At 60.2% G+C, this 24,165-nt stretch carries 20 protein-coding genes and 1 pseudogene; 10 read left to right on the top strand and 11 right to left on the bottom strand.

Features of this window, described 5'->3' with window-relative positions; genetic code table 11:
- The first annotated feature begins 5 nt into the window (after positions 1–5).
- From BZ163_RS34280 to BZ163_RS34265, 4 genes are all read left to right on the top strand, one after another.
- Positions 6–884 carry an endonuclease/exonuclease/phosphatase family protein gene (locus BZ163_RS34280; protein ID WP_128874647.1) on the top strand — a complete coding sequence of 293 codons (879 nt, stop codon included), beginning with the start codon at positions 6–8 and terminating at the stop codon, positions 882–884.
- Positions 881–2,929, top strand: a complete 2,049-nt coding sequence (locus tag BZ163_RS34275; RefSeq protein ID WP_128874646.1) for a GGDEF domain-containing protein — start codon at positions 881–883, stop codon at positions 2,927–2,929. The genes BZ163_RS34280 and BZ163_RS34275 overlap by 4 nt, the downstream gene beginning before the upstream one ends.
- A 102-nt stretch (positions 2,930–3,031) precedes the next feature.
- Positions 3,032–3,814 (top strand): N-acetylmuramoyl-L-alanine amidase, encoded by a 783-nt coding sequence (locus tag BZ163_RS34270; RefSeq protein ID WP_128874645.1) that lies wholly within the window; start codon positions 3,032–3,034, stop codon positions 3,812–3,814.
- A gap of 75 nt (positions 3,815–3,889) precedes the next feature.
- Positions 3,890–5,503, top strand: a complete 1,614-nt coding sequence (locus BZ163_RS34265) for an EAL domain-containing protein (protein WP_128874644.1) — start codon at positions 3,890–3,892, stop codon at positions 5,501–5,503.
- A gap of 7 nt (positions 5,504–5,510) precedes the next feature.
- Here BZ163_RS34265 and BZ163_RS34260 read toward each other — a convergent pair whose 3' ends face one another.
- Both BZ163_RS34260 and algB read right to left on the bottom strand, forming a co-directional pair.
- Positions 5,511–7,301, bottom strand: a complete 1,791-nt coding sequence (locus tag BZ163_RS34260) for an ATP-binding protein (protein ID WP_128874643.1) — start codon at positions 7,299–7,301, stop codon at positions 5,511–5,513.
- Between the two features lie 10 nt (positions 7,302–7,311).
- Complete coding sequence (gene algB, locus BZ163_RS34255) at positions 7,312–8,658, bottom strand: sigma-54-dependent response regulator transcription factor AlgB (protein WP_128874642.1); 1,347 nt, start codon at positions 8,656–8,658, stop codon at positions 7,312–7,314.
- Between the two features lie 435 nt (positions 8,659–9,093).
- On the opposite strand from algB, the gene BZ163_RS34250 reads away from it, so the two are divergent.
- From BZ163_RS34250 to BZ163_RS34230, 6 genes are all read left to right on the top strand, one after another.
- Positions 9,094–9,381 carry a hypothetical protein gene (locus BZ163_RS34250; protein WP_128874641.1) on the top strand — a complete coding sequence of 96 codons (288 nt, stop codon included), beginning with the start codon at positions 9,094–9,096 and terminating at the stop codon, positions 9,379–9,381.
- Positions 9,382–9,479: 98 nt separating this feature from the next.
- Complete coding sequence (locus BZ163_RS34245; protein ID WP_003177151.1) at positions 9,480–9,644, top strand: DUF1328 domain-containing protein; 165 nt, start codon at positions 9,480–9,482, stop codon at positions 9,642–9,644.
- Between the two features lie 2 nt (positions 9,645–9,646).
- The gene (locus BZ163_RS34240; protein ID WP_128874640.1) at positions 9,647–10,111 is read left to right on the top strand and encodes an inhibitor of vertebrate lysozyme family protein; all 465 of its coding nucleotides are present in this window, start codon (positions 9,647–9,649) and stop codon (positions 10,109–10,111) included.
- Positions 10,112–10,120: 9 nt separating this feature from the next.
- Positions 10,121–10,516, top strand: coding sequence for a hypothetical protein (locus BZ163_RS35005; protein ID WP_168187438.1), 396 nt, complete (start codon positions 10,121–10,123; stop codon positions 10,514–10,516).
- Between the two features lie 309 nt (positions 10,517–10,825).
- Positions 10,826–12,157, top strand: coding sequence for a glutamate/aspartate:proton symporter GltP (gene gltP / locus BZ163_RS34235; RefSeq protein WP_128874639.1), 1,332 nt, complete (start codon positions 10,826–10,828; stop codon positions 12,155–12,157).
- 221 nt (positions 12,158–12,378) lie between these two features.
- Positions 12,379–13,608 carry a nucleoside recognition domain-containing protein gene (locus tag BZ163_RS34230; protein WP_128874638.1) on the top strand — a complete coding sequence of 410 codons (1,230 nt, stop codon included), beginning with the start codon at positions 12,379–12,381 and terminating at the stop codon, positions 13,606–13,608.
- A gap of 118 nt (positions 13,609–13,726) precedes the next feature.
- Here BZ163_RS34230 and BZ163_RS34220 read toward each other — a convergent pair whose 3' ends face one another.
- From BZ163_RS34220 to BZ163_RS34180, 9 genes and pseudogenes are all read right to left on the bottom strand, one after another.
- The gene (locus BZ163_RS34220) at positions 13,727–14,353 is read right to left on the bottom strand and encodes an ABC-type transport auxiliary lipoprotein family protein (protein ID WP_128874637.1); all 627 of its coding nucleotides are present in this window, start codon (positions 14,351–14,353) and stop codon (positions 13,727–13,729) included.
- The gene (locus BZ163_RS34215) at positions 14,350–15,288 is read right to left on the bottom strand and encodes an MlaD family protein (RefSeq protein ID WP_128874636.1); all 939 of its coding nucleotides are present in this window, start codon (positions 15,286–15,288) and stop codon (positions 14,350–14,352) included. The genes BZ163_RS34220 and BZ163_RS34215 overlap by 4 nt, the downstream gene beginning before the upstream one ends.
- Before the next feature lies 1 nt (position 15,289).
- On the bottom strand, positions 15,290–16,093 hold the full coding sequence (locus BZ163_RS34210) for an ABC transporter ATP-binding protein (protein WP_064680568.1): 804 nt from the start codon (positions 16,091–16,093) through the stop codon (positions 15,290–15,292).
- A complete protein-coding gene (locus BZ163_RS34205) occupies positions 16,090–17,238 on the bottom strand; it encodes an ABC transporter permease (RefSeq protein ID WP_128874635.1) in 1,149 nt (382 codons plus the stop codon). The genes BZ163_RS34210 and BZ163_RS34205 overlap by 4 nt, the downstream gene beginning before the upstream one ends.
- A 55-nt stretch (positions 17,239–17,293) precedes the next feature.
- On the bottom strand, positions 17,294–18,322 hold the full coding sequence (locus BZ163_RS34200) for a DUF5924 family protein (RefSeq protein WP_128874634.1): 1,029 nt from the start codon (positions 18,320–18,322) through the stop codon (positions 17,294–17,296).
- Between the two features lie 117 nt (positions 18,323–18,439).
- Positions 18,440–19,816 (bottom strand): pitrilysin family protein, encoded by a 1,377-nt coding sequence (locus BZ163_RS34195; protein ID WP_128874633.1) that lies wholly within the window; start codon positions 19,814–19,816, stop codon positions 18,440–18,442.
- 191 nt (positions 19,817–20,007) lie between these two features.
- A pseudogene (locus tag BZ163_RS34190) lies at positions 20,008–21,665 on the bottom strand (Na/Pi cotransporter family protein).
- A gap of 309 nt (positions 21,666–21,974) precedes the next feature.
- A complete protein-coding gene (locus BZ163_RS34185; protein ID WP_128874632.1) occupies positions 21,975–22,742 on the bottom strand; it encodes a TerC family protein in 768 nt (255 codons plus the stop codon).
- An 85-nt stretch (positions 22,743–22,827) separates the two neighbouring features.
- The gene (locus BZ163_RS34180) at positions 22,828–24,135 is read right to left on the bottom strand and encodes a CitMHS family transporter (protein WP_128874631.1); all 1,308 of its coding nucleotides are present in this window, start codon (positions 24,133–24,135) and stop codon (positions 22,828–22,830) included.
- Between the last annotated feature and the right edge of the window lie 30 nt (positions 24,136–24,165).

The following is a 24,165-nucleotide window of genomic DNA, read 5'->3' as shown; positions in this document are numbered from 1 at the left end:
CTGCCATGCGCCGCTGGGGTACTGAACGCGTCGTTGGCCTGCATGATCCGCGGGTCAACGAACATCACCTGGAATCGACGGGGCTGCCCGCTGACAGTCGCCTGCGCTTGCTCAGTTTCAATATCCAGGTCGGCATCAGTACCGAGCGGTACCGGCATTACCTGACCCGCGGCTGGCAACATCTGTTGCCGCACACCGGGCGTGCCAACAATCTGCAAAAAATCGGCAATCTGCTGGGCGACTTCGATCTGGTCGCCCTGCAGGAAGTCGACGGCGGCAGCCTGCGATCCGGCTACGTCAATCAGGTCGAGCACCTGGCTCAGCTCGGTGCGTTCCCTTACTGGTATCAACAACTCAATCGCAACCTCGGTCGCCTCGGCCAGCACAGCAATGGCGTGCTCAGCCGCCTGCGCCCGTGGGCGATTGAAGACCATCCGTTGCCGGGCCCCAAGGGTCGCGGCGCGATCCTGGTCCGTTTCGGCGAAGGTCCGGAAGCGCTGGTGGTGGTCATGATGCACCTGGCACTGGGTGCCCGCGCCCGCAGCATGCAACTGGCATACATTCGCGAGTTGATCGGGGGTTATAAACACCAGGTGCTGATGGGCGACATGAATACCCATGCCAGTGACTTGCTGCAAAATTCGCCGTTGCGCGACCTCGGCCTGCTCGCACCACAGCTGGAAGCGACCTTCCCCAGTTGGCGCCCGCAACGCTGCCTGGACCATATTCTGCTCAGCCCGACCCTGACCCTGGAAAAGGTCGAGGTGCTGGCACAACCCATTTCCGATCACCTGCCGGTCGCGGTAGAGATTCGTCTGCCGGGTTCGCTCACGGCCGATGCATTGCCCGCGTTGAGTTCTGCCCATCGCGGACCCCATGAATGAGCGACGAAACACAGCGCTGGAAAGAAAAGTACCTCAAAAGCGTCGAACAACAGGAAAAGCTCGAGCGTCGATGGGATGCCCGGCTCGACTTGTTGTGTCGTGGCCTGGTGCGCAGCACGTTGGCGGCCGAGGGCACCGACCGCTCGGTTGACGAGTGCATGAAGCAAATGCGCGAAGTCATACGCACCAATGACATGGACGCCGGCCTGGCGGCCCTGCTGCCACGGCTGGAGAAAGCCGTGCTCGACTCTGAACAACGCCGCGAAACCCGGGTCAATCAGACCAGTGCCGCACTGACCGCATTAGTCGCGCAACTGCAAACATTGCCGCTGCCCCGGGAAGTCAGCCGCCCCCTCAAGGAGTTCGCCAAACGCTTGGACGCACGCGTCAGTCAGGTGCGTGAGATTCCGTTACTGCTCAGCGAACTGAGCAGCCTGCAAGCCAAAGCCCTGAGTCAGCTTGAAAGCCCGGCAGAGCCCGGTCGCCCCGGCCTGTTGCAGCGGCTGTTCGGTCACCGTGAAGCGGATGACGCAGCGTCCGTGGTCGCTCTCACAGCGCAGGCACCCACCGTGCAGCCTGCCAAAGCCGTCTCGGCGCCGATTGCCGCGACGCGGTCAGCTACTACTGTCAGTCTCGCTTCTGCCGTCGCCGAGGTGCCTGTGGCGCGACCCGTCGCTGCCGTGGCCGTCATCGAACCGCAAAAGATCCAGGCATCAGCCAACACAGTGGAGCCCTCCACCCCGCAGACCCATGCCCTGCCTATCATTGAGCCGCAGCGGGAAGCCGAGGTGCGTACTCAAGGGGATATCGAACAACCCGAAGTGCCGGCAACACCCCTGGTCGCCCCGGCAATTGAGGCTGAAGCGGCCTGCGACCCCCACGAGCCGACTATCGCGGAACCTCCCGATACCCCGCCACCCCCTTCTGCCCTGGCCGTCGCCGATCCGCACCTCAGCGAGCACGACATGCTTTATGCGCTGCCGGACTCCCCGGAGCCGTCCTACAGCTCGGTGGCCAGGCATATCGAAGACACGCTGCTGGGGTTGCTCGACGACCTGACGTTGCCCGAGCGTCACCGCCCGCAAGCCGAATCGATGCGTGAGCGTCTGCAAAACGGGCTGAACTGGTACGAACTGCTGCCGATCCTCGACGATCTGGCAACCTTGATGTTGGCGATTTCCGACAGCGGCCAACACGAATTCGAAACGTACTTGCAGCGCTTGAACGAGCGCCTGGAGTCGTTCCAGAGCAATCTGCAAGCCGCCAGCGCCGGGCATGCCGACAGCCGTTTTGCCGCGCAGGCAATGGATACGCAGATCCGCGAACAGGTCGACGGCTTGCAGAGCAGCATGCACGAAGCGGCCGACCTGGGCGATCTCAAGCACGTCCTGGAAAACCATCTCGAAGGCCTGCTCGATACCATGGAACAGCACCGCAAGCAGCGCGACGAGCGTGAGCAAGAGATGGCCGGCCGCCTGCACAGCCTGGCCGAACGGGTTGCCCACATGGAACAGGAAGCTCTGGGCTTTCGCGAACACCTCGAGGAGCAGCGCCAGAAAGCCTTGATCGACCCGCTGACCGGCCTGCCCAATCGGGCGGCCTGGAGCGAACGGCTCGACCATGAAATCTGCCTGTGGCAGCAACAGGGCAATACCTTGTCGCTGGCCATGCTAGACCTCGACCATTTCAAACGCATCAACGACAACTATGGCCATCTGGCGGGCGACAAAGTGCTGAAAATCATCGCCGGCGTGCTGCGCAAGCGCCTTCGCGGGACAGATTTCATTGCGCGCTTCGGCGGTGAAGAATTTGTTTTGCTGATGCCCGCAACGGGTGTGGGGACCGGCGTGAAACTGCTGGAAAATCTGCGAACCGCCATCGAAGCCTGTCCTTTCCACTTCAAGGGCGAGCCGGTGACTATCACCCTTTCCATAGGGCTAACCGAGTTCAAAGCCGGCGAACACAGCGATCTGGTGCTGAAAAGGGCCGATCAGGCGCTATACAAGGCGAAACATGCTGGACGGAACCAGGTGCAAATCGGTTAGGACCAATTGTTCCAATTTGTTTAAATCACCGTGCCGCCCGTCTGTGCGCAAAGCAGTACGTTACACTGTTGCATTATTGTCTTGCGTGTATTGCCTCCTGCCATGAAATTTTTTGCTTTCCTCGCCTCGCTGGTTCTGTTGGCCGGTTGTGCCAGCGGCCCCCGGTTCGACACCAGTCATGCCTCGGTCAATCACGACAGCCGCATCCAGTTCGTGGTGGTGCATTACACCTCCGCATCGCAGGAGCGCTCGCTGCAGTTGCTGACCCATGGCGAAGTCAGCAGCCATTACCTGATTGGTGATGACAAAAACGCCACCATCTTTAAGCTGATGGATGAAAACCTGCGGGCCTGGCACGCCGGCGAAAGCGAGTGGCAAGGTCGGACCTGGTTGAACTCCAGTTCCCTGGGCATCGAAATCGTCAATCCCGGCTTCAAGGACACGCCAAACGGGGAGCGCCTCTGGTATCCCTACAGCGAAGCCCAGGTGCAGTCGCTGATTGTGTTGCTCAAGGACATCAGCAAGCGCTACGCCATCAGCCCGCGCAACATCATCGGTCATAGCGACATCGCACCGTTGCGCAAGCTTGATCCGGGACCGCTGTTCCCCTGGAAACGCCTGGCAGCCGAAGGTTTGGGCGTCTGGCCAAACGAGCAGGCCGTGGCGCGCCAGCAAGTGCAGTTCGGCGTCCAGTTGCCAAGCATCGGTTGGTATCAGGCGCAGCTGGCCCGCCTGGGTTACCCCACGCCGCAAACCGGCGAACTGGATGTCGCGACGCGCCATGTGATTGCGGCCTTCCAGATGCACTTCCGACCGACCCGCTTCGACGGCACCCCGGATGCGCAAACCGCGGCACTTTTACACGTTTTGAATCAGACAAAATAATGACGCCCGCCCGACGGTAAGAGCTTTTTTTCAATCAGCAGCTATAACTCATTGGTAATTCTTCGGATGTACCCAATGCCTGCTGCTAAAGAGACATTACGTCGATGGTTCTATCGCCCTTGGTTTTTGGCGATGCTGGCTGCTGCCTTGAGCGCAACCCTGCTAATGACAGGCAGTCTGTTTGTGGCCATGCATCAGGTCGAGCAAAGCGAAAGCGAGGAAATGAACGCCCAGGGCGAACGCTTCCTGGCCCGTCTGGAGCAGCTGTTCGGCCAGTTGCGTGAAAGCCTCGACGACCTCGAAGCGCAGCCGCTGCGGGGCTGCGACGACGAGATGATCGCGACCTTGCAGCAAGTCAGTTTCAATTACCGTTTCGTTTACGAAGCGGCTTATCGGGACGATTCGCGGATCTGCTCCAACCGACCCCGCCAGGAAGGGCTGTCGCTGCTACGGCCGCCGGATATCAAGGGCCCCACCTATAGCTATTGGCTGAACACCACCACCGAGCCTGATGAAAACCGTGCCGCGCTGATGCTCGGGCGCGGTAATTTTCGCGTCGCGACCTCCCGCGGGCATTTGACCGATATGGTCGACCTGTCGCCCGGAAGCAGCCTGTTGGTGGTACTCGACCACGGCACGCGGGCGATTCCGGTACTGGGTGTGTCGCAGGCCTGGCCACCGACCGAACCCTGGCCCCCGAAAAGTCCCGATGCGCTGCAAGTCACGCACACACGCTTGATTTACCGCATGCCCACCAACAATCCGGAATACCAGCTTGTACTTATAACGCCGCGTACCGGCATGCACGTGCCTGCGGTCTGGTGGTGGCTGTTGCCAGCCAGCCTGGCGCTGGGCATCTGCGTGGGTTTTCTGGTGTTCCTGCTGGTCAAGCAGCGACAGTCGATGGATGCCGAACTGACTGGCGCCATTCGGCGAGGCGAGTTGCAGGTGTTGTATCAACCGATTTTCGACCTCGACAGCCGCAATTGTGTCGGGGCAGAAGCCTTGCTCCGCTGGCGCAGACCGGATGGCACCCTGACCAGCCCCGACTTGTTCATCCCCATGGCCGAAAACACCGGCCAGATCCGCCAGATGACCGACTTCGTCCTGCAGCGCCTGCTTGAGCAGCTTGGTCATTTATTGCGGGCCAATCCGCAGTTGTACATCTCGGTCAACCTCGCAGCCTGCGACGTCATGGTGCCGCGTATCGGCCAAGTGATGGCGCGCTTGCTGACGTTGCATCGGGTCGCGGCCAAGCAGATCGCGTTCGAGGTCACCGAACGGGGCTTGATCGATGTGGTGGTGGCCCGGGAAAACCTGCAGGCCTTGCGCGATGTCGGGCATCAGGTACTGATCGACGACTTCGGCACCGGCTATTGCAGCCTCGCCTACCTGCAAACCCTGCCGGTGGATTGCCTGAAGATCGACAAGGCGTTTATCGACGCGCTGGGCCATGACGCCGCCAGTAGTGGCGTGGCACCGCACATCATCCACATGGCCCAGGCCCTGCAACTGAAAGTGATTGCCGAGGGCATCGAACATGAAGCGCAAGCGGCGTTTCTGAGCAGCGAAGGGGTGAAATATGGTCAGGGCTGGCTGTTCGCCCATGCGTTGAGCGCTGTGCAGTTCATTGAACTGATCACCCGTGGCCGCCGGCTGGCGGGCAGACGCCTGGATGACGAAGCGTGAAAGCTGCTTACACCGCCAACGCCATGTAGAACTGAGTGCCCTGCCCCGGCCGCGAATAGACACCCATCCGACCGCCATGCAACTGCACGATTTCCTTGCACAGCGCGAGGCCGAGCCCGGCACCGCCCTTTTTGCGGCCGACCTGGACAAAGGGTTCGAAGATCCGCCCCTGCTGGCCGTAGGCAATGCCTTCGCCGTTGTCTTCAACGCTGATGATCACCCGCTCCCCATGACGCCGAGCCTGCAAGCGTATCTGCCCGTCGGTGCCGGTATGGCGCAAGGCATTGTCGATCAGGTTATCGAGCACCCGGTCCAGCTGAGGCTGATCGGCCTGCAGCCAGGGCAATGGGCCCTGCACTTCCACCAACAGGCTGATGCCCTTCTCCACCGCCACGCCGGCATAACGTTCCCGAGCCTGCTCCAGCAAATCGTCGATGGAACACGGCGCCAGGGTGAGTTTCTGCAATCCGTTCTGATAGCGGGAGAAGTTCAGCAGGTCGTTGATCAACTGCATCAAGCGCTGCATCTCTTCATTCACGGTGTCCAGCAGATCGGCTTCACGGGAGTCCTGGGCGAAATGCGCGCGCTCGCGGAACAGGCCGAACGCCATATGCATCCCGGTGACCGGTGTGCGCAACTCATGGGAAGCGCGCAACACGAACTCGCTGCGTACCCGTTCAAATGCACGCTGCTCGGTGACGTCATGCAACACCATCACGGCGCCGAGAATATGGCCCTGGGTATGGCTGACGGGGGTCAGGCTATACGTCAACAATCGCGACTCACCATCGACCTCGATGCTCAAGTCTTCCGGGGCCCGCTCCAGAGTCCCGCCGCGCAGCACCAGTTGCAGCTGTCCATCAAGCTCGGGGCGCTCCAGCGCGGTGCCCAGCCCCTGGCCGAGCCGATCGGTGTCCCAACCCAATTGACGCTGTGCCACGGGGTTGAGGTGTTCCAACTGCCCTTCGCGGTCGATCATCAGCAACCCGTCGTCGATGCTGTCGAGTACCGCCTGTAAACGCTGCTGACCGGCGAGCAGCTCGTCGATATTGGTCGCCTGATGCTCGCGCAGGGCCTCGGCCATGATCCCGAAGCGTTTGGTCAGCTGGTTCATTTCCTCTGCCGAAGAAATAGGCAGGGTCACTTCGAAATTGCCTTGCCCGATGTTATCCGCCGCCTGGGCCAAGGCCTCTATCGGTGCGCCGAAACGCCGGGCGATGGCGTGCGCGGTCACGAAACCGATGATCAGAACCGCCAACCCCACCAGCCCAAGCAGACCGGCCACCAGCAGCGCCCGCTCCCGGGCCTGGCGCTCGATGACATTGATGTATTCCAGCGCACGCTTGTGCTCGGCGATCAAGCCATGGCGCAGCGTATTGAATTTTTCGGTGAGTTCACTGGTGCCCGTCAACACGCGCGACGTTTCTGGTGTCTGGTCGTACGCCTGCATGAAGCGCTGGTAGTCAGCCTTGGCCTGTGCAAAACCGTACTGGACGTCATTGCCGGCATCGGTAAGGGCAATGCCTTCATCCAGCAACCGATAATAGTGCTGCCTGGACTGCTCGAATGCAGCAGGATCCGGATGCTCGTTGAGCATGATGATCAACTGGTCGCCAAGGGTCTGGCGCAATTTCAGCCCCAGGTCGAGGGTGACGAAGTTGTTCCGGATCAGCGCTTCCTGAGTGCCCGCCATTTGCATCACGCTGACCAGACCGAGCAAGAGCCCGAGCAGCGCGACGGTGATCAGTGCGGAAATGCTCAGAAACAGCCGAGTGCGCAACTTCATCGCCAGTTTCATCGGGCGGGGCTCACAGGTTGTACTGCTTGCGTTTGCGGTACAGCGTCGAAGCGTCGATGCCCAACGTCTTGGCGGCTTGGTCCAGCGTGTCGGCGGTGGCCAGGACGGCGCCGATATGAGCCTTCTCCAACTCATCCAGACTCAACGCGGCACCGATACGAGGCGCGTTGTTGACCGGGGTTTCGGCCATGCCCAGGTGGCTGATCTCTACCCGCTCTTGCGGACAGATAATGCTCGCCCGCTCCACCACGTTCCGCAGCTCGCGGATGTTGCCCGGCCAGCGGTAGCTGAGCAGTGCTTCTCGGGCCGCATCGCTGAAACCCCGCGCCGGACGCGCGTATTCCTTGACGAAACGAGCCAGAAAACGATCGGCCAGGTTCAGGATGTCTTCCCTGCGCTCCCGCAAGGGCGGCAGGTGCAAGGTGATCACGTTCAGGCGATAAAGGAGGTCTTCACGGAAACGGCCGTCACGGACCATGTCCTCCAGATTGAGGTTGGTGGCCGCGAGAATTCGCACATCGGCTCGGCGGGTGACCGGGTCGCCGACGCGTTCGTATTCCTTGTCCTGGATAAAACGCAGCAACTTTGGCTGCAATGTCAGGGGAAAGTCGCCGATCTCGTCAAGAAACAGCGTTCCGCCATCGGCCTGATTGACACGGCCCAAGGTGCTTTCGCTGGCCCCGGTGAAGGCACCACGGCTGTGACCGAAGAGCTCGCTTTCCATGAGTTCGGCAGTCAGGGAAGGACAGTTGATCGTGACGCAGGATTTCTTTGCGCGCTTGCTCCAGCCATGTATGGCCTGGGACAGCTCGCCTTTACCGGTACCGGACTCGCCAAGAATCAAAATGTTGGCATCGGTGCTGGCAACCTGGCGGGCGGTTTCGAGCACCACTTTCATCGCCGGGCTGTGGGAGTCCAGGCCATCCTTGGGTTTGCGCACTTCACCTTCCAGGGCTTCCAGACGGGCCGACAGCTGTCGCACTTCCAGTTGCTTGGCGGTGGCCAGGCGCAGTTGGTCGGGGCTGCACGGTTTGACCAGGTAATCGGCGGCACCGGCCTGGATCGCGTCCACTGCCGTGTCTACCGCGGAGTGCGCGGTGACGATGACCACACGCATCCACGGCGCCTGGATGCGCATTTGCGCCAAAACATCGAGACCATTGTCTTCCCCCAGGCGCAAATCGAGGAAACACAAGTCGAAGACCTGACGTTGCAATAACGCGTCGGCTTGTGCAGCGCTGTTGGCCGTAGCGACGCTGTAGCCTTCATCTTCAAGGCAGTAGCGAAAAGTACGCAGGATGGCGGACTCATCGTCCACCAGCAGAATGCGGCCTTGGTGCTCAGTGGCTGATTCCATTTTCCTACGCTCCTTAGTGAATGATCTTGGTTAGTCCCGGAAAAATCGGGCAAGTTGCATGGTTGATTCTGGTCGATTCCGCCTACAACAGGGTAGCTCTCTGCTTACCCTACGGCTAATCGACTGATTTTGTTGTTTTTTTATCAGATAGCCGGTCTACACGCGCACGACTGATCATTTTTCTGACAGCCATGCCCTTCAGGCAATTCAAAAAACTTGAAAATACTTATGCATCGATCGTGCATTACGCCCGACCGCTGAAAGACCATCGTGCAGGATGCGTCCGACCCGATTTTGGCGTCGGTATTAACTTATTGATTTTGTTAGCTTTTTTTCTTAAGAAAAGCTGGCATGCAGGCTGCAATGACTCTCTTATCCAGGGCATTCAAATCGTCGCCCTAAACAAGATCACCACACTGTGGGAGGAGCTTCAGGATGAGTCGCCAACATGCCGCCCAAATGCGTATCTCGCCACCGCATATCCAGCAAGGTCTGTTTGCTGTTCTGGCGCTGTTGATCACGTTGATCGGCGGCCAGCAGTTTCAGCGTTGGGAGCAGAGTTCGCAGCAGGAAGCGTCGCGCGTGACTATCGAACATCCGGTCCAGACCCATTTCAGCGCCGCCAGCAGCAACCAGGCTGACCTCGCCCCGATGCGAATGATGGACGTCGACCAGGCACAGCCTGTGGATGAGATGCCCCGTCAGGAACGTTGGGTGTTCTAACTGACAGAGCTTGAACCAACAGAGCTTGGCGCGCTGGCTGCGCCGGGATAAAGCACCACAAGCATCACCTCTAAAATAGAAGCGTAAGGAGAATCACCATGTTGAGCTGGGCAATCACATTCTTGATCATTGCCATCATCGCTGCAGTACTGGGCTTCGGTGGTATCGCGGGCACCGCCACGGGTATCGCCAAGATTCTCTTTGTCGTGTTCCTGGTGATGTTCATTGCTTCGTTCTTCTTTGGCCGCCGCGGTCGAGGCTGAACATGAGCGTTTCCTTCAAGACACTGGCAGCCGCCCTGCTCTTGGGCGGTAGTGCCATGACCATGGCCGCCAATGATGGCCAGACGCGGGTCAACGAGCTTTTGAGCGCCGACCCGCAATACCGTGAAACCTGGCAAGGCGTTGTGAAGAAAGAAGAACGCCTGCCTGAATGGGTGATGAACCTGTCCGGCGCTGCCGAGCAAATGAATGCGGTTGAAGAAGACGGCGACCAGTATCTGGTGGGGCCGCTTTGCGAATCGCAGGCCACATGCCTGAATAATCGATTGATTGTCGCCGTCAGCTTCGACAAAAAGCATGCCTACGCTATGCTGGTTGAAGTACCTGCGGGATTGCCGGCTGACAAGTCGCCGACGCGCCACGCCAATTATCGTTTTCTGGGAAAACCAGACCAGGGTATGCAGGATCTGCTGATGGAACAGCTGAAGAAAGATCCTAACTGGTACTGATTTTGAGATATGAAAGAAGCCAACTGCTTCTTTCCAAATGCGCTACCCGATAAAGGTAGACGCATGACCAAGGGGTCGGGATGTTCTGCCTGTTTCAGGGGCGGAGTGACCTACGGGTACATGGGGTGCCTGCGCAAGGGCCGGGTCAGGCAAAAAGCTGCGACGCAAGTTCGCCGATCACTGATGCTCGACGGACTTGCGAAGAGCTTCTACGTGCAAAGCGTTGAATTAGAGCGATCCTCCCCATTTCGTCGTTTCACCTTCAAAATGTTGCCGTGCTCCCTGGAAACTGTTTTTCGGGAGGTCCGCGCACGACCGTACATCGAGAAATATTACCGCCCTTTTGCGCTTAATTTTCGCTGCGCCATGGCGGATTTACTTGAAAAACACCCCTCGCCCGACTGATCAAAAAACATCCGATCTTCCCTGAGATGGCCGGTTCACGGCACTTATGCCTGCCGAAATGTCGTATTCGAACCGGTTGGGACGCGAGTTTCACTATAAAAAGCTCATGCCGATTCGGCATAGGGTAGGCGTTTACGGCATTAGACGTCGCTTCCTTGCATCGGAATAGTTGCGCCTTTTTTCGCTTGCCAGAGAGCCACCATCCAGCGCTCCGGGCACCTTATACGGGGGCAGATGCACAAGACTTTTACGCCACAAGCGTGCCAGTTCCTGCATCGGCCTGAGTCAAACGCAAGTAAGGGTAAAGATATGAAGAAGGCAAAGCTTAGCCTCGCCTGGCAGATCCTAATCGGTCTGGTATTGGGGATTGCAATCGGTGCGCTGCTCAACCATTTCAGTGCCGAAAAAGCCTGGTGGATCAGTAACGTACTGCAACCGGCAGGCGATATCTTTATCCGTCTGATCAAGATGATCGTGATCCCGATCGTGGTCTCCTCGTTGATCGTCGGTATCGCCGGTGTCGGCGATGCGAAGAAGCTCGGCAGCATCGGCCTGAAGACCATCCTCTACTTCGAAATCGTGACCACGATTGCCATCGTCGTCGGCCTGGTCCTGGCCAATGTGTTCCAACCGGGTACCGGCATCGACATGAGCACGCTGGGTACCGTCGATATTTCCAAGTACCAGGCCACAGCCGCCGAGGTGCAGCATGAACACGCGTTCATCGAAACCATCCTCAACCTGATCCCGTCGAACATCTTCGCGGCCATCGCCCGTGGCGAGATGCTGCCGATCATCTTCTTCTCGGTGTTGTTCGGCCTCGGCCTGTCGAGCCTCAAACCCGACTTGCGCGACCCGCTGGTGAAGATGTTCCAGGGCGTGTCGGAAAGCATGTTCAAAGTCACCCACATGATCATGAGCTACGCCCCGATCGGCGTTTTCGCACTGATCGCGGTGACCGTGGCCAACTTTGGCTTCGCCTCCCTGCTGCCGCTGGCCAAACTGGTGCTCCTGGTTTACTTCGCCATCGCCTTCTTCGCCTTCATGGTGCTGGGCTTGATCGCTCGCCTGTTCGGTTTCTCGGTGATCAAGCTGATGCGCATCTTCAAGGATGAGCTGGTGCTGGCTTACTCCACCGCCAGCTCCGAAACCGTGCTGCCACGTGTCATCGAGAAGATGGAAGCCTACGGCGCACCGAAAGCCATCTGCAGCTTCGTGGTACCGACCGGTTACTCGTTCAACCTCGACGGCTCGACCCTGTACCAGAGTATTGCGGCGATTTTCATTGCCCAGCTGTACGGCATCGACCTGTCCATCAGCCAGCAATTGCTGCTGGTGCTGACGTTGATGGTCACCTCCAAAGGCATCGCCGGCGTGCCGGGTGTGTCCTTCGTGGTGCTGCTGGCCACATTGGGCAGCGTGGGTATTCCATTGGAAGGCCTGGCGTTCATCGCCGGTGTCGACCGCATCATGGACATGGCCCGTACCGCACTGAACGTGATCGGCAACGCGTTGGCCGTATTGGTCATCTCCCGTTGGGAAGGCATGTACGACGACGCCAAGGGCCAGCGCTACTGGAACTCCCTGCCGCACTGGCGCAGCAAGGAAAAATTGCCGGCTGGCGAGATTTCCAACAACTGACGCCTCCCCTGTAGGAGCCGGCTTGTCGGCGAAGAACGATAACGCGCAGTGACTGATACACCGCGGCGCCCCGTTCGCCAGCAAGCCGGCTCCTACAGTCAGGGGTTGCAAGCACATTAAGTGCAGGACGCACCCCCGCAGACAAACCCCGGAGAAATCCGGGGTTTGTCGTTTCTGGCTACCCCGCTATCATTCGCCGCATTCTTTGGGGGATTTAACTGATGCTCAATGGCCTGTGGCTCGGCTTCTTCGTCGTGGCAGCCGTATCGGCGCTGACGCAGTGGTTGATCGGTGGCAACGCCGGGATCTTCGCGGCGATGGTGGAAAGCATTTTCGCCATGGCCAAATTGTCGGTCGAGGTCATGGTCTTGTTGTTCGGCACCCTCACCCTCTGGCTGGGCTTTCTGCGGATCGCCGAGAAAGCCGGCATCGTCGAGTGGCTGGCCAAGGCGTTGGGGCCATTGTTCCTGCGGCTGATGCCGGAAGTGCCGGCCGGGCACCCCGCCATCGGCCTGATCACGCTCAACTTCGCCGCCAATGGCCTGGGCCTGGATAACGCCGCCACGCCGATCGGCCTCAAGGCCATGAAGGCGCTGCAGGAGCTCAACCCCAGCGCCACCATTGCCAGCAATGCCCAGATCCTGTTCCTGGTGCTTAACGCCTCTTCCCTGACCCTGTTGCCGGTGACGATCTTCATGTACCGCGCCCAGCAAGGTGCGCCCGATCCGACGCTGGTGTTCCTGCCGATCCTGCTGGCGACCAGTTGCTCGACGCTGGTTGGTCTGTTGTCAGTGGCGGTGATGCAACGCCTGCGCCTGTGGGACCCGGTGGTGCTCGCGTACCTGATTCCCGGAGCCCTGATACTGGGTGGTTTCATGGCGCTGCTGGCGACGCTCTCGGCGACCGCTCTGGCCGGCCTGTCATCGATCCTCGGCAACCTGACGCTGTTCGGGTTGATCATGCTGTTCCTGGTGATCGGTGCGTTGCGCAAGGTGAAGGTCTACGAGGCGTTCGTCGAAGGCGCCAAAGAAGGCTTCGATGTGGCGAAGAACCTGCTGCCGTATCTGGTCGCGATGCTCTGCGCCGTCGGCGTGCTGCGGGCATCCGGGGCGCTGGATTTTGGTCTGGACGGAATTCGGCATCTGGTGGAGTGGGCCGGTTGGGACACGCGCTTCGTCGATGCCTTGCCGACCGCCATGGTCAAGCCATTCTCGGGCAGCGCGGCCCGGGCGATGCTGATCGAAACCATGCAGACGTCCGGGGTCGACAGCTTCCCGGCATTGGTGGCAGCGACGGTGCAGGGCAGTACGGAAACGACGTTCTATGTGCTGGCGGTGTACTTCGGTGCAGTGGGCATTCAGCGCGCGCGGCATGCGGTGGGGTGTGCATTGCTGGCGGAACTGGCCGGCGTTCTTGGCGCCATCGGGGTCTGTTACTGGTTCTTCGGCTGACCGCGAACCCCTTGTGTGAGCGGGCTTGCTCGCGAAAGCGGTGTGTCATTCAGTATTGATGTCGATTGACACAACGCCTTCGCGAGCAAGCCCGCTCCCACAGGGTTCAGTGCTGGGCTCAGGGTTTTGGTGGCGGCGCAGCTTTGCGCCCTTGCTCAACCGTCCAGGCCACCACTTGTGCCGTCAGTTGATCACTCGCCTGGCCAAACCCGGCCACTACCGCCGGCACCTTCACATCGCTCAACGGCTGACGCACTTCAAAGCGCCGGCTGGCGAGGATCCGCTGGTCATGACCGCGCACCAGCAACGCATCCAGCCGTACGACCACGGTCGCCGTGCGGTCCTGGTATTCCGTCTGGAACGCCTGCAGATTGCCGCCCAGCTCCAGGTCCGCCTGGAAATTACTGTCATCGGTGCTCAGCAGCGACACCCGACCGTCACGCTGGAAACCATCGAGCAGACGATTGCGCAGCAGCACCGGCGCCGGGTCGCTCCAGCGTGAAGCCTTGTAGCTGCTGATCAAGTCACCCTGCGGGATCACCGCGATGTTCGGGCTGTTCAACGCCTGGCTGGCCTGCGGCTTGGTCAGGCGAAGCGACCAGGGTTGCGGCACGGCTGGATTGCCTGAGGCGCTGCTCTGGGACATCGGTAGCCGATAGACATCGGACGGCTCTGACTTGGGCAGGATCGAGCAGGAAGCGGTCAACGCAAAAGCGGCGAGGATAGCGAGGTGACTCACTTTCATGGCGTGAATTCCTTGTTCTTGTCGTTGCCCAGCAAATAACCGCTGGGGTTGGCTTCCAGGCGCTGGGAAATGGCCCGCAACGACGTCAGGGTATCGCGCAATTCACGCACAGCCGGCGCCAGGCCATTGAGGCCTTGCATCCCGCTGTTCAGCGAATCCTGATTGTTGGTGAGCAGCTTGTTGATCGTGGCGCTGCTCTGTTCCAGCGATTTCATGGCCTGTTCGGCACTGCCGAACATCTGTTTACCCTGATCGCTGATCAAGCCGTTGGCATTGCGCATCAACGCGGCGGTCTGCTCCAGCGTGGCCGTGGCCTGCTTGCCGATGGCACCCAGTTGTTGCATGGCCTGGCGGATGTCGCCGCGCTGATCGGCGAGGGTGCCGGTGGTTTGTTCCAGATGCTCAAGGGTCTTGCTGATGCGCTCGACATTCTCCGAAGAAAACATCTGATTGGCGTTGTGCATCAGCTCGTTCACGCCGGCCATCAGGTCGGTGCTGTCGTTGAGCAGTTGGGCGATAGGCGAGGGCGATGCAACGATCGTCGGTAAATCACCGGCCTTGCCCCTGAGCGTCGGGCTCTGTGGTGTGCCACCGCTGAGTTGGATGATCGAGGTCCCGGTAATCCCGGTCAGCGCCAGTTTGGCCTCGGTGTCTTCCTTGATCGGCGTATCACCGCCCAGGCGGATGCGCGCCAGCACCCGGCGCGGGTCTTTCGGGTCCAGGCGCAACGTCACCACGTCGCCGACCTTGATCCCGCTGTACTGCACGGCGCTGCCCTTGGACAAGCCGCTGACCGTCTCGTTGAAGACGATTTCGTAGTCCTTGAACTCGGTGTCGACGCTGGACTTGGCCAGCCACAGCCCGAAGAGCAGGGCGCCTGCCACCACAATCACGGTGAACAGGCCGATCAATACATGATGGGCTCGGGTTTCCATGTCAGGCCTCGTTTAGCTGGTTAGCGGCGGTCAGCGCCGCGCGGCCGCGAGGGCCATGGAAGTATTCGTGAATCCACGCATCGTCTGTTTCCGAAACGACATCGATGGCATCGGCCACCAGCACTTTCTTCTGCGCCAGCACGGCGACCCGGTCGGTGATGGTGTAGAGGGTGTCGAGGTCGTGGGTCACCAGAAACACGCTCAAGCCCAGGGCATCGCGCAGGGTCAGGATCAATTGATCGAACGCCGCCGCACCGATCGGATCGAGGCCGGCGGTCGGTTCGTCGAGAAACAGGATGTCCGGGTCCAGCGCCAACGCCCGGGCCAGCGCCGCACGCTTGATCATGCCGCCGGACAGCGAAGCAGGGTATTTGTCCGCCGCCGACAGCGGCAGCCCCGACAGGGCGAGCTTCACCGCCGCCAGATGCTCGGCGTCGTCGCGGCTCAGTCCAGCATGCTCGATCAGGGGCAAGGCCACGTTCTCGGTCACGGTCAGCGAAGAGAACAGGGCGCCTTTCTGAAACAGCACGCCAAAGCGCCGTTCGACCAGCGAGCGCTCATGTTCGGCCAGCGTCGGCAGGTTCTTGCCGAAGACTTTTACCTCGCCTTCACTGGGCTGACGCAAACCGACAATACTGCGCAGCAGCACCGATTTACCGCTACCGGAACCGCCCACCACGGCGAGGATCTCGCCCTTGTACAAGTCCAGGTCCAGGCCCTCGTGCACACTCTGGCTGCCAAAACGATTGCACAGCCCACGGACTTCGATCACCGCCTCGGTGGGCGCTCGGGGTATTCGACTCACCAGCCCATCTCCATGAAAAACAGTGCGGCCACGGCGTCGAGCACGATGACCACGAAAATCGACTGGACCACACTCGACGTGGTGTGGGCGCCGACAGATTCGGCGCTGCCGCTGACCTTGAAGCCCTCAAGGCAACCAATCGCGGCGATGAGAAACGCGAAGATCGGCGCTTTGACGATCCCCACCAGAAAATGCTGAACGCCGATATCGGTTTGCAACAGCGACAGGTACATCGCCGGTGAAATATCCAGCGACACCGCGCAGACCACGCCGCCACCGATAATCCCCGAAAGCATCGCCAGGAACGTCAACATCGGCAGCGCCACCAGCAGCGCCAGAACGCGCGGCACCACCAGCAGTTCCATCGGGTCCAGACCCAGGGTCCGGATGGCGTCGATTTCTTCGTTGGCCTTCATCGAGCCGATTTGCGCAGTGAATGCACTGGCGGTGCGCCCGGCCATCAGGATCGCGGTCAGCAACACACCGAATTCGCGCAGGAAGGAGAACGCCACCAGGTCCACGGTAAAAATACTCGCGCCGAAACTCGCCAGCACCGTCGCCCCGAGAAATGCCACCACGGCCCCCACCAGAAAGGTCAACAGGGCGACGATGGGCGCAGCATCCAGGCCGGTCTGTTCGATGTGCGCCACCATCGGCGTCAGGCGCCAGCGCTTGGGGCGAAACAGGCCGCGGGCCATGGTTTCCAGGATCAGGCCGACGAAGCCCAGCAATTGCAGGGTGTCCTGCCAGACCGTTGCCACCGCGCGGCCGATGCGGGTCAGCAGTTGAATGCCGACGCTGGTTTGCGGCTCCTTGACCGGAACGCAGAAGTCGGTCAGCGAGCAATAGACGGTTTGCAACAAGGCGCGGTCGGCAGAGGACAGGGTGCAATCGGGATGCTCGGCAGACTTGCCAAGACGCTCGGACCCCAGCAGCTCCACCAGTAACGATGCACCGGCGGTATCGAGCGCGCCGAGGCCGTTAAGGTCAATGTGGGTGCTGTCGTCGTAGCGGCCGCGCAGCTGTTCGCTCAGGCGCTTGAGATCAGCGTAATGGGCGAGCGTCCAGTCACCCGTAATCTGCAATTGAGCAGGGGTGTCAGAGGTATCCAGTCGGGCATTGCCGGCCATTGTGCTGCTGGTCATAAGCTCCATGCTTGTTCGGCTGTTATGCAGGCCTAAGTTAATAGCATGAACGGCCTTACTTTTCTTTGACCCGTGTGCTGTCCGTGATCTCGAAACGCAACACCCCGATCAACTGGCCGTCTTCGGTCAACACCCGAACCTGCCACTTGCCCGCAGGGTTGCCGGGGAAATTCTGTTTGTGGGTCCAGGCCCGGTAGCCTTCCTTGCGCCCGCCGCGAATATCCAGGGCGATGCGGTCGACCTCTTTGCCGTTGAACTGCCAGACATGATAAATCCGCTCGTTCAGCCCCCGCGGGGCATTGATCGCGGTGTAGGCGTACAGACCGCCGCCGCGAATCTGCTCGGCGCTGACTTCATCGAGGCTGGCGCCGGGGGTGCGGTCCTGCATTTGCGTGCTGATCGCCACATCGGTCATCCACAGCGTTGCCGGCGGCACCCACGAGCGCAGTACCCAACCGACGCCACCGATACCCACGGTGATACTCAGGATGGCCAACGCGTTGCGCACGGTCCTGATCGGGAAGATCGACGCCAGGCTCGGGAACGACAGCACGACCGCAGTGCCCAGGGCCAGTTTGAAACTTTGGGAGGTGGTCAGGTGCAGGATGACGGGCAGGGCGGTCAGCAGTGCCGCGAACAGCGTCAGGGTATGCAGCGCCAGGAACGCCCAGCGTCGTGGTGCCAGCCATTTGTAGTAGAGCGGGTCGATGATGGAAATCAGTGCGGCAATGCACAGCATCCCGGTAAAGAATAACTGGCCGCTGTTCCAGGTAGTGGTGATGAAAAAGAAGGGCAGGACGAAAAACAGGCTTTCCTGGTGGATCATCTGCGTGGCGTAACGCAGCAGAGGCCGGGGGATTTCGCGGTTGAAGATCCTGGCGAACAGCTTGGTCAGGCTGTTTTCCAGCATCAGCCAGATCCAGCTGATCAGCATGATGATGGTGATCCACGTCGCCAGACCTTGCTGACGATCCACCAGCATGAAGCTGCCGACCCCGGAAATGAAACCGCCGAGCGCAATGACCCCAGGGTAGCGCTTCATCAATTCCAAAATGCGCTGTACGAAAAGGGTCAGGGTAGGCATTCGGCGGTTCGCAATAGTCGTGGGAAAAATCCTCGACAGAGTACCGCCCGGTGGGCGGTGTGGCGAGGGCAGGGTGGTCGTCCATTCGACCAACACAGCACTGTGGCGAGGGAGTTGTTACTTTCTGCGATGGAAGCGCCAGCCCAGCAACCCCAGGACGATAAGCCCAATCACTCCGGCCATCGCCCACACCAGCTGGTCATCGCTCATCAACGGTTTTTCAATCCGCAGGTAGCCCGGCTGCTGCAGCAATTCACGCATGGCCTTGTTCGCCTCTGCCAGCGTCACCCCTCGCAGTTCCTTGGCCGGGTCGACGAAACGGCCGTCCCCGTAGCTGCCAAGGGCGCTCCAATAATAATCGGCCAGTGCGCTGTTACCTTGCACGGCCCAGGCCTGGCGGGCGATGGCGGCCTGCTTGAGACGGTTGAAGGTGTCGCCATCCAGGCCGTTCTTGAGCAACCCGGCCTTCAACTCGTCCAGCACCTGTTTGGCCTCGGGCACGTCATCGCGGTCGAGGTCCGCGTTCAGGCTCATGAAGCCCACCCCGCCAAACACCTCACGCTCGGCCGAGGGGCCGTAGGACAAACCATGGGTCAGGCGCAATTGGCGATAGAGCGCCCAGTCCAGGTAGTCCTTGAGCAAGTCGTAGGTCTGATCGTGCTGCTCCTCCTGCACCGGCTCCGGTACCAGCCAGTGCAACTTGGCAGCTCCGCCGACGAAACCATGATTCAACGTGCGCTCATGGTCGGCGCTGGTCTTGATGTCCGGCAGGGGCGGGTGATCGGTCGGGTCGACCGCCTCAAGCGCGCCCCAGGACCGCTCCAGATAAGCCGGCAGCAAGCGGTCGAGGTCGCCGACCACGATCAGGGTCATGTTGTTGGGCGCGTACCAGGCCTTGCGCACTGACTCCAATTGTTCGCGGGTCAGGTAATCGACCTCGGCTCGCTCGGGGCATTTCAGGCCCAGTTCCACGGCCAGCTGATTACTTGCCGTATGGCCCAGGTCCTGGCGATCCAGCCAGCGTTGCAAGTGGGTGTAGTGGCCACCGTCTTCGCGCTCGACCACTTGTTTGGCGGCATTGATCGAGTTGTCGTCGATTCGGGTCTGGGTCAGTAGCGCCAACAGCAGATCGAGGACCTTACGCTGGTTTTTCGCCGGGGCCTCGATGACGAATGTCGTGTCGGCATTGCTGGTGAACGCGTTCCATTCACCGCCCAGGGCCTGCATGCGTTCCTCCAGGCCGCCTTCGCCAGTGGCATCGATGCCGGTGAACAGCAAATGCTCGAGCAGGTGCGGCAGCTCTTTGTCGGCACAGCTGAAATCATCGATACCGACGCCGACCACCAGCCGAATCGCCACATGCCCGCGCTCGGTACCGGGCTTGAGCAACAACTGCAGGCCGTTGGGCAGGGGATAGCCTTCAACCTGGAAGCGATCCAGGGCAAACGAAGGGAATGAACCAAGCAACAGGCAGGCGAACAACAGGTAACGCATAGCGAGCTTCCAGGCAATCAATCGGAGATCCGTGTCGTCCTTGAGGCCGCTATCGCGGGCAAGCCCGCTCCCACAGTGGATCTTCGGTGTCGGAACTGTGTCCGACTCAGATCACCTGTGGGAGCGGGCTTGCTCGCGAAGACGGCCTTGAGGCTGAATCAATGTAACTGACTGACCACTGTGCCAGACGTTCAAGGCGAATGCGTGGTGTCGGCCAAATCATCGACAGCCAGTGCGCCGGTGTCCGTCGTTTCCAGCACCACATATGCGCTGCTGCAGAACAGCGAGTTCAGACGCTTCATGTCCGCGATCAGCTCCAGGTGCAGCGAACTGGTTTCGATACTCTGCACGATCTTACGCTGCAATCGACTGACGTGAGCATGGGCCAAACGGCGCTCCTGTGCGCGAAAGCGACGTTTTTCCCGCAGCAACTGGCGGGCACTTTCCTTATCGGCACTGAGGAATACCGACAACCCGAGGCGCAGGTTGGCTATCAGCTGGTGGTGCAGCCCCGCCAATTCTTCCAGCCCGATCTCGGAAAAAGACCGGCGTTGCGAGGTTTTCTGCTGCTGGACCTTGCGCAACATGCGCTCGATCAAGTCGCTGGCGAGTTTGAGATTGATCGCCAGCTCGATGATTTCCGCCCAGCGCCGACTGTCCTGGTCGCTGAGGTCTTCCCGGGGCATTTGCGCCAGGTAGAGCTTGATGGCGCCGTAGAGCGCTTCCACATCATCGGTCAGGCGGCGCATTTCCTGGGTGACGGCGGTTTGCTTGCCGCGCAGCACGTCGAGCATGGCTTCAAGCATGTTGTCGATCAGATCGCCGATACGCAGGGTTTCGCGGGCGCGTTGGCCAGCGCCAGGCTGGGGGTGACCAACGCCGTCGGGTCAAGATGTCGCGGTTTGGCGGTACCGTTGACTTGCGGACGCTCCGGCAACACCCACGCACAGAACCTGGCCATCGGCCCGACACTGGGCAGCAGGATCAGGCAGCGGGCGGTGTTGTAGAGCAGGTGAAAGCCGATGACCATTTCCTGGGGACTGAAATCCAGGCCATCCATCCAATGCGCCAGGGGATCGAGTACCGGAATGATCAGCAGCAGGCCGATCAGCTTGTACAGCAGGCTACCCAACGCAACCTGGCGGCCAGCCGCGTTCTGCATGCTGGTGCTGAGAAAGGCGAGGATGCCGCTGCCAATGTTGGCGCCGATCACCAGGCCGATGGCCACTGGCAGACTGATCACCGCGGCACCGGCCAGGGTCGCCGTCAGCAGGACGGCGGCCAGGCTGGAATAGGAAATCATTGCGAACAGCGCGCCGACCAGGGCATCGAGCAGGATGTCGCCGGTCAGCGAGGCAAAGATCACTTTCACACCCTGGGCCTGGGTGATCGGCGCGGCGGATTCGACGATCAGTTGCAGTGCCAGAATGATCAGCCCCAGGCCGATACTGACGCGGCCCATTTGCCCCAGTCGTGTCTGTTTGCGGGACAGGAAGAAAATCACCCCGAGGAAAATCAGCAGCGGCGACAGCCACGACAGGTCCAGGGTCAGCACTCGCGCCATCAACGCGGTACCCACGTCGGCCCCGAGCATGGTCGCCAGGGCAGGGGTCAACGCCATCAAGCCCTGACCGACAAAGGAGGTGACGAGCATGGCGGTGGCGTTGCTGCTCTGGACCATGGCCGTCACCACGATTCCCGAGATGAATGCCAGCCAGCGCCTGGACATGTTCTGCCCGATGACGTGGCGCAAGTTGGAACCGTAGACCCGCAGGATGCCGGTTCGGACGATGTGCGTGCCCCAGATCAACAAGGCCACGGCAGATAACAAATTGAGCAGGGTGAGCATGCAGGCCCCCTGTGGTGGTAGCGCCCCAATGGGGCAAAGTTGACGGTGCCGCGCTTTTTTCTACGTTCTGTATTTAAGCTGTAGTTGGCTAACGGTCTGGGCGCCAGCATCGCATAGCTAAAGAAGCGATTGAAACAAAACTGTCACAAAAACAGTTTGATGCGGACAAGAAAAAGGGGCCCGAAGGCCCCCCTGTTCATGTAGGAGCGAGCTTGCTCGCGATGGACGTCAACGATTACGCGTATCGTCTGAATGAACGCGTCGCCCTTGAGGCCTTCGCGAGCAAGCTCGCTCCTACAAGTCCCTCGGTTACTGACCCGGAACATCCTTGCGCAGTTTCACTGGATCCTGCTGTTTGCGCTTTTTCGCCATCGCGGTGCGCAGCTTGATGTTGATCGTCTCCACCGCCAGCGAGAACGCCATGGCGAAGTAGACATAGCCTTTTGGCAGATGCACATCCAGAGACTCGGCAATCAACACGGTACCGACCAGCAACAGGAACGACAGCGCCAGCATTTTCAGCGAAGGGTGCTTGTCGATGAACTCGCTGATGGTGCGCGAGGCAACCATCATCACCAGCACCGCAACGATGATCGCTGCAACCATGACCGGTACGTGGGAAACCATGCCCACCGCGGTGATCACGGAGTCCAGCGAGAACACGATGTCGATGATCGCGATCTGGATGATGGTGTAGAGGAAGTTGCCGCCCTTGCCCGAAGGCTCGTCGCCGCTTTCGTCCTCGCCTTCCAGCGCGTGGTACATCTCCTGGGAGCTCTTCCACAACAGGAACAGGCCACCGAAGAACAGGATCAGGTCACGCCCGGAGATAGCCTGGCCGAACACTTCAAACAGGTCGGCGGTGAGGCGCATGACCCAGGTGATCGACAGCAACAACAGAATCCGCGTGACCATGGCCAGGGCCAGGCCGAAAATCCGGGTGCGCTGCTGCATGTGTTTGGGCATGCGGCTGACCAGGATCGAAATCATGATGATGTTATCGATACCCAGGACGATTTCCAGGGCGGTCAGGGTAAAGAAGGCAACCCAGATTTCAGGGTTGGTCAGCCATTCCATGTGTATTCCTTTGAGCGATTGTTAAACCAGGCCGGGCCCGGACTTCAAAACCACGAAGCCGGACCCGTCATGGTGAGTCTTGGGCTTATAGAGTGCTGAACAGCGGAAAAATCCCCATCAGCAATGCAGCGACCAGTATGCACAGGCAAACCAGCACTGCCCACTTCAAGGTGAACCGCTGGTGATCACCGAAATCGATACCGGCCAGGGCCACCAACAGGTAAGTCGACGGTACCAGCGGGCTCAACAAGTGGACGGGCTGACCGACGATCGAGGCACGTGCCATTTCCACTGCGGTAATTCCGTAGTGACTCGCGGCCTCGGCAAGCACCGGTAACACGCCATAATAAAACGCGTCGTTGGACATGAAGAACGTGAACGGCATGCTCACCAACGCGGTGATTACGGCCAGGTACGGGCCGAGGAAGTCCGGAATTACCGATAACAGGCTTTTCGACATCGCGTCGACCATGCCGGTGCCCGAGAGGATACCGGTGAAAATGCCCGCGGCAAAGATCAGACCGACCACGGCCAGCACGCTACCGGCGTGGGCCGCGACGCGATCCTTCTGCTGTTGCAGGCACGGGTAATTGACGATCATCGCGATACTGAAGGCCACCATGAACAATACAGGCAGCGGCAACAGGCCGGCGACCAGGGTGCACATCAGGCCCAGCGTCAGGGCGCCGTTGAACCAGATCAGCTTTGGACGCCGGGCATCCGGGAACTGGGAAACGCTGATTTCGCTGTGGTCGATTTCATCGCCCACCAGGTGCAATTCACCCAGACGGGCACGTTCACGTTTACCGTAGAAGTAGGCAATCGCCAGGATCGCTACGACACCGGCCAGCATCGCGGGCACCATCGGCACAAAGATGTCGGACGGATCGACGTGCAGCGCACTGGCCGCACGCGCGGTCGGGCCGCCCCAAGGGGTCATGTTCATCACGCCACCGGCGAGGATGATCAGACCGGCCATGATCCGTGGGCTCATGCCGATGCGGCTGTAGAGCGGCAGCATGGCGGCCACGCAGATCATGTAAGTGGTCGCGCCGTCACCATCGAGGGACACCACCAGCGCCAGCACGGCGGTGCCGACCGAGACTTTCAGCGGGTCACCCTTGACCAGCTTGAGGATCTTGCGCACGGCCGGGTCGAACAGGCCGGAGTCGATCATCAGGGCAAAGTAGAGGATGGCGAACATCAGCATCACGCCGGTCGGCGCCAGCTTGGTAATGCCGTCGAGCATCATCGGGCCGATCTTCGGCGCGAACCCGCCGAACAGGGCAAACAGGATCGGGATGATGATCAACGCAATCAGCGCAGACAGGCGCTTGGTCATGATCAGGAACATGAACGTGATGACCATGGCGAAGCCAAGGAAAGTCAGCATGGGAATACTCCAGGCATAGCGCGGCTAGGG

It is taken from the genome of Pseudomonas sp. VI4.1 (assembly GCF_002029345.1).
GTDB lineage: Bacteria > Pseudomonadota > Gammaproteobacteria > Pseudomonadales > Pseudomonadaceae > Aquipseudomonas.
The sequence above is the reverse complement of the archived record's forward strand: the minus strand, read 5'-3'. Positions and strand labels throughout refer to the sequence as shown.

What these genes read in the sequence shown, in the direction of transcription:
- BZ163_RS34250 (WP_128874641.1), top strand. Translation starts at nt 9,094, where the DNA reads ATGAGTCGCCAACATGCCGCCCAAATGCGTATCTCGCCACCGCATATC.
- BZ163_RS34185 (WP_128874632.1), bottom strand. Translation starts at nt 22,742, where the DNA reads ATGGAATGGCTGACCAACCCTGAAATCTGGGTTGCCTTCTTTACCCTG.
- BZ163_RS34180 (WP_128874631.1), bottom strand. Translation starts at nt 24,135, where the DNA reads ATGCTGACTTTCCTTGGCTTCGCCATGGTCATCACGTTCATGTTCCTG.
- algB (WP_128874642.1), bottom strand. Translation starts at nt 8,658, where the DNA reads ATGGAATCAGCCACTGAGCACCAAGGCCGCATTCTGCTGGTGGACGAT.
- BZ163_RS34195 (WP_128874633.1), bottom strand. Translation starts at nt 19,816, where the DNA reads ATGCGTTACCTGTTGTTCGCCTGCCTGTTGCTTGGTTCATTCCCTTCG.
- BZ163_RS34260 (WP_128874643.1), bottom strand. Translation starts at nt 7,301, where the DNA reads ATGAAACTGGCGATGAAGTTGCGCACTCGGCTGTTTCTGAGCATTTCC.
- BZ163_RS34270 (WP_128874645.1), top strand. Translation starts at nt 3,032, where the DNA reads ATGAAATTTTTTGCTTTCCTCGCCTCGCTGGTTCTGTTGGCCGGTTGT.
- BZ163_RS34200 (WP_128874634.1), bottom strand. Translation starts at nt 18,322, where the DNA reads ATGCCTACCCTGACCCTTTTCGTACAGCGCATTTTGGAATTGATGAAG.
- BZ163_RS34245 (WP_003177151.1), top strand. Translation starts at nt 9,480, where the DNA reads ATGTTGAGCTGGGCAATCACATTCTTGATCATTGCCATCATCGCTGCA.
- gltP (WP_128874639.1), top strand. Translation starts at nt 10,826, where the DNA reads ATGAAGAAGGCAAAGCTTAGCCTCGCCTGGCAGATCCTAATCGGTCTG.
- BZ163_RS35005 (WP_168187438.1), top strand. Translation starts at nt 10,121, where the DNA reads ATGAAAGAAGCCAACTGCTTCTTTCCAAATGCGCTACCCGATAAAGGT.
- BZ163_RS34280 (WP_128874647.1), top strand. Translation starts at nt 6, where the DNA reads ATGCGCCGCTGGGGTACTGAACGCGTCGTTGGCCTGCATGATCCGCGG.
- BZ163_RS34230 (WP_128874638.1), top strand. Translation starts at nt 12,379, where the DNA reads ATGCTCAATGGCCTGTGGCTCGGCTTCTTCGTCGTGGCAGCCGTATCG.
- BZ163_RS34205 (WP_128874635.1), bottom strand. Translation starts at nt 17,238, where the DNA reads ATGACCAGCAGCACAATGGCCGGCAATGCCCGACTGGATACCTCTGAC.
- BZ163_RS34275 (WP_128874646.1), top strand. Translation starts at nt 881, where the DNA reads ATGAGCGACGAAACACAGCGCTGGAAAGAAAAGTACCTCAAAAGCGTC.
- BZ163_RS34215 (WP_128874636.1), bottom strand. Translation starts at nt 15,288, where the DNA reads ATGGAAACCCGAGCCCATCATGTATTGATCGGCCTGTTCACCGTGATT.
- BZ163_RS34240 (WP_128874640.1), top strand. Translation starts at nt 9,647, where the DNA reads ATGAGCGTTTCCTTCAAGACACTGGCAGCCGCCCTGCTCTTGGGCGGT.
- BZ163_RS34265 (WP_128874644.1), top strand. Translation starts at nt 3,890, where the DNA reads ATGCCTGCTGCTAAAGAGACATTACGTCGATGGTTCTATCGCCCTTGG.
- BZ163_RS34220 (WP_128874637.1), bottom strand. Translation starts at nt 14,353, where the DNA reads ATGAAAGTGAGTCACCTCGCTATCCTCGCCGCTTTTGCGTTGACCGCT.